11 protein-coding genes are annotated in these 14,185 nt (G+C 41.1%); 6 read left to right on the forward strand and 5 right to left on the reverse strand.

Annotated features, from left to right (window positions below):
* Nucleotides 1-16: 16 nt before the first annotated feature.
* Complete coding sequence (locus ACO6S2_RS15930; RefSeq protein ID WP_422359554.1) at nt 17-1,987, forward strand: polysaccharide lyase family 7 protein; 1,971 nt, start codon at nt 17-19, stop codon at nt 1,985-1,987.
* 79 nt (nt 1,988-2,066) lie between these two features.
* On the opposite strand, the gene ACO6S2_RS15935 is transcribed toward ACO6S2_RS15930, so the two are convergent.
* A complete protein-coding gene (locus tag ACO6S2_RS15935; protein ID WP_422359555.1) occupies nt 2,067-3,101 on the reverse strand; it encodes a LacI family DNA-binding transcriptional regulator in 1,035 nt (344 codons plus the stop codon).
* Nucleotides 3,102-3,268: 167 nt separating this feature from the next.
* On the opposite strand from ACO6S2_RS15935, the gene ACO6S2_RS15940 reads away from it, so the two are divergent.
* From ACO6S2_RS15940 to ACO6S2_RS15960, 5 genes are all read left to right on the forward strand, one after another.
* Complete coding sequence (locus ACO6S2_RS15940) at nt 3,269-4,315, forward strand: PfkB family carbohydrate kinase (protein ID WP_422359556.1); 1,047 nt, start codon at nt 3,269-3,271, stop codon at nt 4,313-4,315.
* Nucleotides 4,316-4,406: 91 nt separating this feature from the next.
* A complete protein-coding gene (locus ACO6S2_RS15945; RefSeq protein WP_422359557.1) occupies nt 4,407-5,627 on the forward strand; it encodes a 6-phosphofructokinase in 1,221 nt (406 codons plus the stop codon).
* Between the two features lie 6 nt (nt 5,628-5,633).
* The gene (locus tag ACO6S2_RS15950; protein ID WP_422359558.1) at nt 5,634-6,308 is read left to right on the forward strand and encodes a bifunctional 4-hydroxy-2-oxoglutarate aldolase/2-dehydro-3-deoxy-phosphogluconate aldolase; all 675 of its coding nucleotides are present in this window, start codon (nt 5,634-5,636) and stop codon (nt 6,306-6,308) included.
* 263 nt (nt 6,309-6,571) lie between these two features.
* Complete coding sequence (locus ACO6S2_RS15955) at nt 6,572-7,003, forward strand: hypothetical protein (protein WP_422359559.1); 432 nt, start codon at nt 6,572-6,574, stop codon at nt 7,001-7,003.
* Nucleotides 7,004-7,108: 105 nt separating this feature from the next.
* The gene (locus ACO6S2_RS15960; RefSeq protein ID WP_422359560.1) at nt 7,109-7,888 is read left to right on the forward strand and encodes a helix-turn-helix domain-containing protein; all 780 of its coding nucleotides are present in this window, start codon (nt 7,109-7,111) and stop codon (nt 7,886-7,888) included.
* A gap of 61 nt (nt 7,889-7,949) precedes the next feature.
* Here ACO6S2_RS15960 and ACO6S2_RS15965 read toward each other — a convergent pair whose 3' ends face one another.
* The 4 genes from ACO6S2_RS15965 to ACO6S2_RS15980 all read right to left on the reverse strand — a co-directional run bounded on the left by ACO6S2_RS15965 (nt 7,950) and on the right by ACO6S2_RS15980 (nt 14,120).
* A complete protein-coding gene (locus ACO6S2_RS15965) occupies nt 7,950-10,334 on the reverse strand; it encodes an ABC transporter permease (RefSeq protein WP_422359561.1) in 2,385 nt (794 codons plus the stop codon).
* A 20-nt stretch (nt 10,335-10,354) separates the two neighbouring features.
* Entirely contained in the window at nt 10,355-10,597 is a 243-nt protein-coding gene (locus ACO6S2_RS15970; RefSeq protein ID WP_422359562.1) for a permease prefix domain 2-containing transporter, read from the reverse strand.
* The gene (locus tag ACO6S2_RS15975) at nt 10,585-10,935 is read right to left on the reverse strand and encodes a PadR family transcriptional regulator (RefSeq protein ID WP_420580902.1); all 351 of its coding nucleotides are present in this window, start codon (nt 10,933-10,935) and stop codon (nt 10,585-10,587) included. Before ACO6S2_RS15975 ends, ACO6S2_RS15970 begins: the two co-directional genes overlap by 13 nt.
* 116 nt (nt 10,936-11,051) lie before the next feature.
* A complete protein-coding gene (locus ACO6S2_RS15980) occupies nt 11,052-14,120 on the reverse strand; it encodes an ATP-binding protein (RefSeq protein ID WP_422359563.1) in 3,069 nt (1,022 codons plus the stop codon).
* Nucleotides 14,121-14,185: the final 65 nt, after the last annotated feature.

Genomic DNA, 14,185 nt, shown 5'->3' on the forward strand with positions numbered 1-14,185 from the left:
CACTAACTAAAACAAAATGAAAAACACGTTGAGTATTATGAGAAATGTGATATTAGCAACCATTATGCTGATATCTACTGGTTGGCTCATCAGTTGTCAGGAAGATGATCTTGAGCAATCAAAGACAGCTATTGAAAACGTAAAAATGGCAGCGGGCGATGTGGTCAGCCTTACCAACCCTGGATTTGAAAGCAGCTGGACAGGCTGGAATGACTCCGATCCTTCTGCCATTTCAGGCGATGCGAATTCTGGTTCTAAGTCCGCCAAAATCACTGGATCGGGTGGAAAAGCAGAACAGACAGTTTCCGTTTCACCAAACACCAATTACATTTTATCAGCCTATATCCAAGACAAAGGAACCATTGGTGTCATTGCTGGAAGCAATGATTACAATGACGGTGGAGATTTCAACGACTGGACACAAGTGTCTGTCTCTTTCAATTCAGGAAGCAACTCCTCTATCACCATATATGGAAAGTATAATGGAGGTACCGGTAGATTTGATGACTTCTCCCTTATAGAAGATAGCGGATCTGGTGGTTCTGGATCTGGTGGTGAAAATGGTAAACTAAGTGTATCGTCTGTATCGGCCAGCGCAAATGACGGCAATGTACCTTCCAATACTTTAGACGGAAACCTAGGCACCCGATGGTCAGCCAATGGTTCCGGACAGTACATCACCTATGACCTGGGTTCTATTAAAAGTGTGAGCAGTATGAAAATTGCCTGGTACAAGGGAGACCAACGCAATTCGTATTTTAAGATCAGAGCTGGTAATACGACATCTACCATGTCAGATGTTTTTAATGCGTCAACTTCTGGAAGTAGTGGTAGTACCACTAGTCTTGAAACCTATTCTTTCGATGCTGTAAATGCCCGATACGTAAGAATCACAGGTTTTGGAAATTCGAGCAATAGCTGGAACAGTGTAACGGAAGCTGAAATATGGGGATCTAGCGGTAATGGCGGTGGAGACACTACCCCTCCGGGTTCTGTAAACAATCTTAGTGCAACTGCAGGAAATAGTCAGGTGAGCCTTTCATGGACTAACCCCTCTGATTCTGATTTTGATTATGTATCCATCTCTTATAACGGAAGCAACACTACGAGCACCTCAAGTAGCAAGACTATTACAGGGTTGACCAATGGAACTTCATTTACATTCACGGTAATAGCTTATGATGATTCTGGCAATGCTTCTTCAAGCAAGTCGGTGAGTGCTACACCACAAGGTTCAGGTGGCGGATCCGCTAATGTCCCTTCTGACCTTATGGCCAATTGCAATCAATGGAAAATCACCTATCCTGATGGAAGTGAAGACAAAACACTTTGCGGCGAGGGTAATAATGAATACTACTTCGTGAGTGACAACCAAGATGCTATAGTATTCAAAGTGCCCATCAGAAGCAACAATGGATCTACGCCAAATTCCAGTTATATCAGATCCGAACTAAGAGAGAGAAAAGAGGATGGTAGTTCTGATATTTACTGGACGACAACTGGACAGCACGTGGTGTACTCAAAACAGGCGATTACTCATTTGCCGATAAACAAAAATCATTTGGTAGCCACTCAAATCCATGGCAACAAATCTGATGGCATTGACGACGCGATGGTTCTGAGATTAGAAGGCTCTCATCTTTTCTTAAGCTTCAATGGTGGGAAATTGAGAAGTGATTTGACAATCAAAACCGATTATGTACTAGGAACTCAGCACGAAGTGATTTTTGAAATCATAAATGGCAAACACTACTGCTATTACAGCGAGGATGGCAACCTGTCCAATGCCTACAACAGTGGTAATGCTTCGAGCTACCTCGTAAAAGATGGCAGTAATAATCATGTAATGGACATCAATTACGATCAAACCTATTTCAAAATAGGTAACTATACGCAGAGTAACCCTGATAAAGAAGGCAGCGATACGGACGACCCCAACAACTACGGTGAGGTCTATGTATACGATTTCTGGGTGCTACACAACTAAGAATTAAATTCAGTCGATTAATTGCAAAGAAAGCTGTCATCATCAGATGGCAGCTTTTACTTTATTCGAATTCCTTTAATTAATTATCAGCGAAAGCCACATTCTCTTTGGTCAAGATATCTAACGGCATATACTGAGTAGCGCTTACGGCTGTATTTAGGATGAGGTGTTTGTACAATGTTTGGATACTCAAAGTGCCTTGTGTTTTTGGGTTTTGATGTATAATGAATTCTATTCGACCATCATTTAAGCCCTCCAGGTTTTTAGACACCAAATCATAACCTATTAATCTATATGAACTAGCTGACCAAACGGAAGCCGCTTGTTTAGCCACCTGATGAGACCTAGAATTTGGAACGAATATCAAAGCCTCTTTTTCCTTCCTAGCACCTAACCATTCTTTCAAGGCTTCTTCATCCAATCCGATTTCCACCTCTTTGATTTGAGAATCGTCTAATCCCTTTTCATTGTAGTATTTCTTGAATCCTTCGATGCGCTCATCAATGGTTTTATTAATACTATCATAGTCACGAAACTTGATAATTAGAGATTGGCAGTTTTCAGGATGACCTATGTTCAGCAATTTGGCTGCTAAGTATCCACTTTGTATTGAGTCCTGCCCAATAAATGCCAGTGGCTTGGCCGTCTCCAAATTTGAGTCTACGAATACGTATGGAATTTTTAAGTTATCAAGTTGTTCACAAATAGCAGAAGCTTCCTTTTCCAAGAGTGGAGCCATGACTACTGCATCTGGCCCAGACTGCAAGGCCAACTCGGACTGAGTCACGAATGAATCTTGGTTTTGCCTATCGAATGTATAGAAATCCAATTGAACTCCTAACGACGCATACTCTGCAGCGGCAGACTCGATTCCAACGCGCTGAGTTTTCCAATATTCATTATCCTGTGGAAGAATAATTGCAAAGCGATGCGTTTTATTCAATTTCAAATTTCTAGCAAACACGTTGGTAGAGTAATTGCCTTCCTTGGCAATTTGCTTGACCAATTTCTTGGTTTTCTCTGCCACTTCTCCCCTGTTGTGCAAGACGCGATCCACTGTACCCACAGAGACACCTGCCTTTTTAGCTATTTCCTTAATCGTAATTCGTTTCATGCGAAGCCAATATTAAAAAAAATCAATGATTGATTTTGTAATTAGCAGCAATATACTACATTTGTATTCATCGTTAACGAACACGGAACAAAAATCCTTCTCATTGAGGGATTATTTTTTCAAGCATTCCGTTAACGAACACGGTAAAAGCAAAAGAATATACAATTATGAAAAAGGTAGTAACATTCGGAGAAATCATGCTAAGATTGGCTCCACAGGGATTTTTGAGATTTTCTCAGGCTAACAACTTCGACGTAGTGTATGGAGGTGGTGAGTCAAACGTAGCGGTATCGCTAGCCAATTATGGTGTAGATGTGGACTTTGTGACTAGACTACCAAAGAACGACATTGGTGAGTGCGCATTGATGGAAATGAGAAAAAGAGGTGTAAATACCAACAACATCGTTTTTGGTGGTGATCGATTAGGAATTTACTTCTTAGAAACAGGAGCGGTAAGTAGAGGAAGTAAAGTTGTATATGACAGAGCTCACTCTGCTATGTGTGAAATACAGCCAGGCATGGTAGATTGGAAAGCAGTATTCAAAGATGCTGGTTTCTTCCACTGGACAGGTATCACTCCTGCGATTTCTCAGAGTGCCGCTGATGCTTGTCTCGAAGCCGTAAAAATAGCTTCAGAAATGGGCGTTACCGTTTCTACAGACTTGAACTATAGAGCCAAACTTTGGACATACTGCGATGCAAAGAAAAGAGAAGAAATCATGACAGAGCTGACTTCTTACTGCGACATTGTGTTGGGTAATGAAGAAGACGCTGAAATGCATTTTGGCATCAAGCCAGAAGGCATTTCAGTACAGACTGAAGGTCACAATGTAAAAGGCGAAGCGTTCTTATCTGTATGTAAGCAGATGATGAAGAAATTCCCTAAAGCTAAGAAAGTAATAACGACGTTGAGAGGAAGTATATCTGCTTCTCACAACACATGGGCTGGCGTATTGTACGATGGCAACAAGCTATTTGAAACTCGCCAGTACCAAATCACTGATATTGTAGACAGAGTTGGTGGTGGAGATTCATTCATGGGTGGATTGATCTATGGATTGTTGAAATTCCCAGAGGATGATCAAAATGCCCTAGATTTCGCTGTGGCGGCATCTTGTCTAAAACATACTATTAAAGGGGATGCTAATTTGGTAACGGTAGCAGAAGTTGAGAAACTGATGGGTGGAGACGCATCAGGTAGAGTAGCCAGATAGTACGATTCAGAAGAACGGGCAGTCTATATTTTTTCCTAGAATATTTAAACCGGGACTGCCCTTCTTTTTCCTAATACCAAAACTAAAAACAATGTCCAAACCATCCATAGCAATCATTTGCGGCGGAGGCCCAGCACCGGGCATCAACACTGTAGTGAGCACTGTTGCCAAAACCTTTCTGAAGGACGGCTATCGTGTGATCGGCGTGCACGGTGGCTACCAGGGCATTTTGTCTGACGATCCTCAAATCACAGACTTCGACTTTGCCTATGCAGATCGAATCTTCAGCAGAGGGGGGTCTTCTTTGGTGATGAGTAGATTCAAACCCAAAGACTCAGATTTTAACACCAAGTTCTTCACCAAATTCAATGTGAAGCTTTTGGTAACTATCGGCGGGGACGACACTGCCAGCACAGCCAACCGCTTAGCCAAATTCTTAAAGAAAAGTGAATTGGACGTGAAGAACATTCACGTACCAAAGACCATCGACAATGACTTGCCCCTACCCGATCGAAATCCAACCTTTGGATTCCATTCGGCCAAGGATGAGGGAGTAAAGATCGGTAATACGATCTACGAAGACGCCATCACAAGTCAAAATTGGTTTATCATGTCAGCCATGGGAAGGTCGGCAGGACATCTGGCTTTCGGGATCGCCTCGGCCTGCCACTTTCCCATGTTGATTATCCCGGAGATGTTCAACCAAACTAAAGTCACTCTAGACAAGGTGGTCAACCTGATCATTTCGTCAATGATCAAACGAAAAATGGAAGGCATTGATTATGGCGTAGCCCTAGTCAGCGAAGGTGTTTTCCACGTCATCGACGAACAAGAACTGAAAGACTCAGGAATCTTATTTACCTACGACGCACACGGCCATCCCGAGTTAGGCAACGTAAGCAAATCCAATATATTCAATGTTTTGGTTCAAGAGAAATTGAAAAAATTAGGCATTCAAATCAAAAGTCGACCGGTCGAATTGGGATACGAATTGAGGTGTTGCCGACCGATTGGCTATGATTTGACGCTATGTACACTACTAGGCACGGGTGTAAAAAAACTATTTGATGAAGGAGTCAGTGGATGCATCGTCACCACCAATTCAAAGGGAGACATCAAACCGATGTTTTTATCTGAATTTGAAAATGGTGATGGTGTGATACCGCCGAGACTAGTGGATACAGAAGCGGAGATTTACAAACTAAGTTTGCACAATTTGCACTTCATAGACACCAAAGATTTAGCGAAAGCGAAAACTGTGGTGACCGACCCTGAACCGTACGAATTTAACACGATATTAAACTGGAATTAGAAAATTATGGCACGATTTACAAGAATAGAAGTAGCGCAGCAGATGGGGGCCACAGGGATGGTGCCTGTATTTTATCACAAAGACATCGAAATCTGCAAGAAGATATTGAAGGCTTGCTACGAAGGCGGCGTAAGAGTTTTCGAATTTGTGAACAGAGGCGATTTTGCTCATGAAGTTTTTACAGAATTGAACAAATGGGCAGCCAAAGAGACCCCTGAATTGATCTTAGGCATCGGTTCTGTGGTAGACGCTGGCACCACTTCACTTTACATTCAAAATGGAGCCAACTTCGTGGTATCACCAATCCTGAATGCTGACATGGCCAAGGTATGTAACCGAAGAAAAATCGCTTGGTCTCCTGGATGCGGATCTCTTACTGAAATCTCTTATGCTGAGGAACTTGGTGCTGAGGTAGTGAAGATATTCCCAGGTTCGCAAGTGGGCGGTCCATCTTTCGTAGCGGCAGTAAAAGGGCCATTCCCCTGGAGTAGCATCATGCCAACCGGTGGCGTTGAGCCTACCGAAGACAACCTAAAAGGTTGGATCAATGCCGGTGTGCACTGTGTAGGTATGGGATCGAAACTCTTTGTGAAAAACTCTGAAGGAGAATATGACTATGCTGGATTGACGGCCAAGGTAAAAGCTACTTTGGCTTTGATCCAAAAGCTGAGAGGGAATTAACCATGGGTGGTTCGTGAGGACACGAACCACGGCTAAACTCCTCAGTTGGTGTTGTCACCAACTGACCAACTAAAAGAAAAACGATTAGTGTGTTTATTACGATATAGTCCATTGCCCGATGGATTATGCATCAATGAAAAGACCCTTGAGAGAGGGTCTTTTCTTTTGCAAACAAACCTTATAGGTTTAGTTAATGAAAATATCCTTTTCATAATTCCCCCGTTCTTAGCATTTTTGAGCAAGCATTTGAAATCAGCAAAATAGTGATCAAAATTGAAAAAGGAGAACGGTATTGGAACATAGGTTTTGCACTATTTTCTATCCTGTTTATCGGTTATCTGTTCGACTTTAATTACCTATCCAGGTTCGATCCGCCGCTAGAATTTTTTACTATCATCACTAACCCTCTTACAGCTATTTTTTATCTCGGAGGTTCGCTGATTGCCTTTCGTCATAGTTATATGCTCATGAAGTTTGTGGCTCAAAAAACGCCCCAACTGTCCTTCATCTTTACCATCATCTTTTCGTTGGTTACTTTGGGTTCTGCTATACTCATCTATCTGAGTTTTGGTTGTGACGCCCAGGCACTCACATATCCCTTTGAATGGCACATCATGGTAGGGCTAGAATTTGTAGTTCTATTCTGGCTACTGATGATTGATGTCCATTTGATAAAAAGCCTTTCAAAGCTCTAAAAATAGACATATTTACAAATGACGGGTAAATGACGGGTTAGATTCAATTCCAAAATTTGAACTATTATTGAGCGTCGGTTAAGCTTGCAAAAAACGATAAGAAAAATGGCAACTCTAAAACAACCACAGCTCGGTCAGACGATAGTTTCGCTGAGACAAGAAAAGAACGTTACACAAGAAGAATTGGTAGAACGCTGTAATGTAAGTGTACGCACTATACAGCGGATAGAAGCTGGGGAAGTAACTCCTAGGGATTCTACCTTGCGAATTATCTTAGAATCATTGGACTACGATTTCAACCGAATCTACAATAAAGCGCACGTCAAAAAGAGTGTCGATACTTTGAAACTAGCGTGGATTTTAGGGATTGTGTATTTTATGACAGGTATTGCGGAAGCATTTCTCGACTTCTACCGATTCGAAACAGACCTCCCCATCTATTACAGCTGGATTTATACGAGCGCTAAGTTGATCATTCTTGCCACTTATATCTTTTTCATGCTTGGCTTTGTGGAAATAGGCAAACTGCATAAGAGCTCTTGGCTAAAAATCAGTTCATTTCTGATGATAGGGTCCATGTCTATCATGGAACTCTACGATATCATCACCCTTTTCTCAAAGTTTTCAGAAGAAGAATTCTTTTTGATAAAAGGGATAGAAGGTGTGGCCTTTGCAGGAATAGATATGGCCTTTGGAATTTCATTGTTTAAACTAGCCAAGGAATTGGGAGATTTGGCAAAAGTTGCCGGACTACTTGAAATAGGCGCAGGATTATGTTTCTTAACGTTCATACTGGGTTTTGTAGGGTTGTTTATCCTGTTACCAGCCATTGTCTTGCAGATTATCATCATCTACAAAGTATATGATAAGCTCGCCAGCGAATAGTCATTTTTAATGAAGCCTGAAGAGTTAAAAATATTTTCAACTCTTCAGGCTTCATTACCAGTTACTCATATTTCAATGTCTTCACTGGATTGATAGTAGCTGCCTTCAATGAATGCGCACCCACCGTGATCATGGCCACTAAGAATGTAGCCAAACCAGCTACTGCAAAGGGCCATAACAAGAGGTCAATCCGATAGGCGAAACTTGCCAACCACCAATCGATCATTAAATAGGCGATCGGTGCTGCGATCACAAATGAAACACCTACCAACATCATAAAGTCTTTAGACAACAAGAGCACTATGTCTTTAGTCTGTATGCCCAATACTTTTCTGATTCCAATTTCCTTGGTGCGCTGCTCCATCGTAAAAGTAGCCAGTCCAAATAGGCCCAAACAAGCCACCAAAATAGCCAAGCCAGAAAACACAGTAGTAATCATGCTCAACTTGCTTTCAGCCTTATAGGATTCGTTCAGTCGATCCTCCAAAAAGAAATATTCAAACGGTCTACTTGGGATAAATTTCTGCCAATTGGATTCTACAATAGCAATGGATTCCTGGAGGTTGTCTCCATCCACTCTTACTGCCATATATTTCATAAACAAATTAAATGTAAATGGAGCAGTCCAAAGGTCGATCCCAATAGGCGACATAGGATGATGCTTCGATGTGAAATTAAAATCTTGAACCACACCAATGATCTTTCCCTTTCTGCGTCGCATCAACTCAACAGATTTGCCAATCGCCGCCTCTGGCGACCCATATCCCAGCTGCTTCACCATCGTTTCATTCACTACCAGTGCCAAACTATCGTCAGTGACGTGCGATTCACTGTATGCACGACCGGCAATAACAGGGATATTAAAAGTTTTGAGAAAATCATGTCTGACAAATAGTCTAGGATAAGGTTTAGATTTTTCCACGCCTTCAAAAGTGTAGTTCATCACCTGATGTTTTGCTCCCAATACTTCCTCCAATGCAGTTACTGACTTGATTGAGGAGTTTGAGAGCATCTCACTTTTCATACTCTCATAATGGCTCGCTATCGGCGTTCCAATTACCGGAACCATAATTACTGCCTCTTTATTGAAACCCAAATCGTCGTCTTGTAAAAATTGTAGCTGTTTGATCGCCATGATTGTACCTACAATAAGCACCATCGAAATAGAAAATTGAAGGATGACCAACACCTTTCTGAAATTCATTCCATGATTATTGAGCTTTCCTCCTTTAATGACTTCGGTTGTTTTGAATGAAGACAATACAAATGCAGGATAAAACCCAGCAATCAATCCTACGAACAGTGTCAAGCCTGCCACTGCACTTAAATATTCGGCAGACCAAAAGGTCATAAGTGTTATTGACTTTTCAGTCAACGCATTGAAGCTCGGTAGTATAAATACAATACCAATGACCGCAATAATCAAAGCCAAAATAGTCTGAAGGATAGACTCAAAAATGAACTGATAAATCAGCTGTTTTTTAAGGCTTCCTAAAGCTTTTCTGATGCCTACTTCTTTCGCCCGTTTGGTCGCTCTAGCTGTGGATAGATTGATGAAATTGATCACTGCTATCAATAACACAAAGACTGCCACGGCCGAAAACACATAGATATTACTTTCATTGCTATTGGCCTGAATTTCATAGTCAAGCTTTGATTTGAGATGAATATCAGTCAATGGTTGCAACTCCATGGTAATATCATCTCGGATATTCTCCTGAAAATATTTTTGCACAAAATCAGGCAGCATGTCAGACAATGTCTCAGGATTCGTATTTTCATTAAGTACCAGATAAGTCCAACAAGGATTCCAGTACCAACCATTCATTGTTCGTTCTTGATTTCGTTCTTTGTAATGCGCTTTCAAAGTAGAAAAAGAAACCAAAAAGTCGAATTGAAAGTGGGCATTGTGCGGTGCGTCTGCCAATATGCCTTTCACTACTAAATTTCTCTCCCCCTGGAACTCCAAATTTTGACCCAAGGGATTTTCCTCGCTAAAGTACTTTTTAGCCATGGTTTCGGTAATGAGAATAGAGTTCGGCTCATCCAGCGCCGTATACTTATCTCCCACAATCATTTCAAAATCAAATACGTCAAAGAATGTGGAATCCACAAAAAAGACATTTGGCTCGTTGAAACTCCTATCAAGCTTTCTGTTAGCCAAACTGAGAAAGGGTGACTGAAAATCAAACAGTCTCGTCATGTGATCGATCTGCCCCGGATAGTCATTGACCAACGCCGGGCCAACTGGAAATGGCTGACTAGCAGAATGTTCACCCACACCATCACTTTCGAAATGTTCCAAAATTCGATAGGTTCGATCTGATTTAGAGTGAAAGGTATCGTAACTCAATTCATCATGAATGTATAGAAAAATCAAAAGAAAGCAGGCGACTCCTATGGCCAGACCTGCGGTATTAATCAAACTATACACGCGCTGCCGCATGAAATTTCGATAGGCTATTTTTAGAAATTTTTAAACATGGCTAAAGTGTTGTTATGTGTTATTGAGTTTCTTTTTAGTAAAAAAGGTCTAAGCAAATCGAATGCATCAAACCATACGAAGAGCTTCGCATACATCTTACCCTTCTTCTGGAACCTATCTGCATAGAGTTCATACAAATCCCCTTTGAGCATTTCCAAATGTTCTTCTTTGCAGAAAACATCCAGCAATCGTATGACCCATTTCGGAGGATTTAGCTCATCCATACCAGTGACAATCCTTTGAAGGATAGACTCGGCATGGCCTGATATAGGCCCGTTCGTAGATCATGGGCCTCTCTGGCCGCTGCACGTCCGGCTGAAGTGATGGTGTAAAATCGTTTTCTCCTTCCTCCTCTTGCCTTGGTAGCTCCTCCCTCCTGTGAACTAATAAAACCTTTTTCAGTCAATCGATTAAGTGCTGAATGTAAGGCACCAATACTGGGATTTCGACCTGTTCGCTCCTTCAATTCTTCTTTGATTGAAATGCTATAGGCATTTTCATTTAATACACCTATAACTAAAAGTACGAGTTCTTCAAACTCTCCTAGATACGTTCCTTTCATAAATTGGATATATTCTACATTTAGGATTCTAATACGCGAAGTATGAAGATTAGTTTCCTAATTGCAAATGAAATAATTACACCATAGACAAACGGCCAATTTCTCTTGCCAAACGACTATTTATTAGGAAATGTAAGCGTAAAGGTGGTTCCTTTTCCGTACTCGCTGGATACCTCAATGTTACCATCATTGAGCGCAACAAACTCACTAACTAATACTAGACCTAAGCCTGTACCTTTCTCATTGTTAGTCCCATAGGTAGAGTGCGTCAATTCAAAAATCTCTTCCAGTTTATCCTTAGGGATACCCACCCCTTGATCTGAAATTAGTATGGTGGTTTTTTCGTGATCGCAGGAATAACTCACTTCTATTTCAGAGTTTTCATTAGAAAACTTGATTGCGTTGTTGATCAGATTTCGAATAACGGTAGACAACGAATTCTTATCTGCATGAATCAAACACCCGGATGCACCAGTCAATTTCAATGCTACTTTTTTCGTTTTTGCAGACTCATTGAGTATTGAAATAATCTCCTTCAGAAAATAATCAACCTTGATCAGCTCTGGATTTACTTTGAAATTTCCAGACTGATTTAATGCCCAGGTCAGCAAGTTATCCAGTAGGTGTCTCAGTCTTTTTACCGATTCAGCCATATGCTCGACCATCTCGTCTACCATTTGAGTTTCTTCCTCCTCCTGATAATGTTGAATCAAATCTGTAAGCCCCTGCAGTGAGTTCAACGGGCTTCTCAGATCGTGTCCGATGATAGAAAAAAGCTGATTTTTTGTGTCATTAGCATTTTGAAGAATGAGGCGTTGAGTTTCTAAATCCCTTTTTTGTTCTTCTACTTCTGCTGTTCTTTTTGAAACCAAGTACTCCAACTTTTGTTTAGCCTGCTCCAGGCTCGCTGTCCTTATTCTAAACAATACATAAATCAAAACCAGAACACCAGCGACATAGGCAATGATTGCGTATCTGGATCGATACCACGGACGGTTGACATAAAATTCATACGTATCGATTGTACTTATTTGATTAACAGCATTTTTTGCCCTAACCTGAAAAGTATATGTTCCAGCTCTCAGGCCCGTATAGTCTTTTTTGGCTTCCTGCGTCCAGGCGGACCAAACTTCGTCCCGCCCTCCTAGCTTGTATTGAAAAGACCTTTCATCACTTGCATTTACTTCATCTGTGAAAAAAGTGAAACGAATATCCGTTTGATCATAAGGCAAGTCCACGGGGCCTACGTTAAAACCATTTTCGAAGATCAAAGAATCTTTTCCCAAAATCATTTTTTCGATATGGCAATTAAACGCTTCAGTTTCACCTATCACAGGGATATTCTGATCGTATCGAATGGCTCCTTCATCCCCAATAAACCACAGTACACTGTCCCTATCGGCAAAAGATGAATTCACATGAAAACTTGAGCCAAAAGCAATCCCGGTAGCTTCCATTTTACCCTCAACCATTTGTACGAGTTCATTATAGTTGATGCGCTGCTGATCCTGATAGCTGACCCACATATGCTGATCTTGCAGTACCACCGCCTGTAGAATTTTAGAGGCTTTGTTTGACAACGCCAGAGATCTTGGCTCGGAGAGCTTACCAGTCTCATCCAAATAATACCAACTCTCCCTAGCCACAATCAATATTTTTTCGCCACAGGGCACAATCGATGCATTACCAACTTCATAAGATTCCTCTAATTTTAAGTAATGGGTGTTCTGCGATACTCGATGAGTGACAACTCCCAAAGTGCCATATTTTGAAATGAAGACTATCTTATCTCCAATCTCTTCAATTTTTTTAATAGGCTCAGTAAAACCATCTAGCCGAATTAGCTTTAGATTTACACCCTCTTTGTAATAGATTCCCATACCTACTTCTCCGAGACCAACAAAAACTTCTGATTCGTCCTTGGATACCTGAGCATAATGCAATCTTTCGGTGTCTAGAAATTCAAAGTTCTTATTGTCGTATGCAATAAGGCCACGTTGACAACCTACGAGCATCTTGTCATCCATCTTGCCTAAAGAAAAGACTTCATAATAATCTTCGTGATTAAATGGAACGAAATGCGCTCCGAACTGATTAGGCTCCATTTTATATAGTCCACGTAAAGTGGTCGCATACATATTGCCTTTATATCTTATGATGTCCGTTCCTACGTCCTTCAGGCCACGACGCTCGTCAAAGTAAGAGAGAGGCGATTGAATTTTGACTTTGCTCGTCCCTACTCCATTCGCAATCCAGAGATTATTCGGATCGAACATGCCTACAAAGAGATACTGAAAATCTATTAGGCCTGAATTTTCATCCAGCATTTCAACAATTTCTCCCTGCTTGTTGAGAATTACTACACCTTTCGTGTAAGCAGCCAAGGCATAATTTCCATCGTAGGTGATACATCCATGGTAAATTTTATAAGTTTTCAAAAAGTCATCCGCTTCAGTTTCAAAAACCTCTATTACGCCTTCGTTATCCAAAAGGAACAAACCGTCAAAGCGACTGGCGACCAACAACTTGTCCTCATACGGTAAGAACACATTGACCTTCATGTCTGCAAAGTATTCCCCTCCTTTCACAGGAACCAGTGCATCTCCATTCAGATACAACAGCCCCTTTCCAACTTGACGTGTGTAAATGGTATCTCTTACTGTAAAAGCTATGTCAAACTCGCTGTCTTCTAAGACAAATACCTTGATCTGATCATCTCTAAGTCTGAATATATATTTTTTGGATCGAAAGACTACTTCTTTACTTGAGCATGCCACTTCCCATACCGCCCCAAAGTCATGGTATTTGGGGTCGATTTTATCCATAAGAGAAACATAAAATAGCTTGCCACTTTCAGTAGCTTGCATATAACCAATCTCTCCATCAGACCCTACATAAATAATTCCATCATCATTCTTCTGCAGCCAATAGACTGACTTCTCTTTGGCGATCTTGATAAGATTCCAATCCACTCCATTGTACACAAGTACGCCATCGTCGTTCGAGAAATAATAAATTCCCAACGAATCGCGAATGACGTTGAAGTTGAAACTTCCTGCACGGTAATCGGATGGTGCATAATAGTCAATAAACGGCAGACCTTTTTCGCTTGTCTGCGCCCATGAATAACTGCTAAGAAGAGGTAGGAAGGTTAAACACAGTATTGCTGACTTTATAAAACTCATCAAAGGTTTTAGTTAAATTAAAGACAGGCGGATAAGAGATATAAATAAACGGAATCTATAGAACT

This window comes from Reichenbachiella sp. (genome assembly GCF_965233835.1).
Lineage (GTDB): Bacteria > Bacteroidota > Bacteroidia > Cytophagales > Cyclobacteriaceae > Reichenbachiella.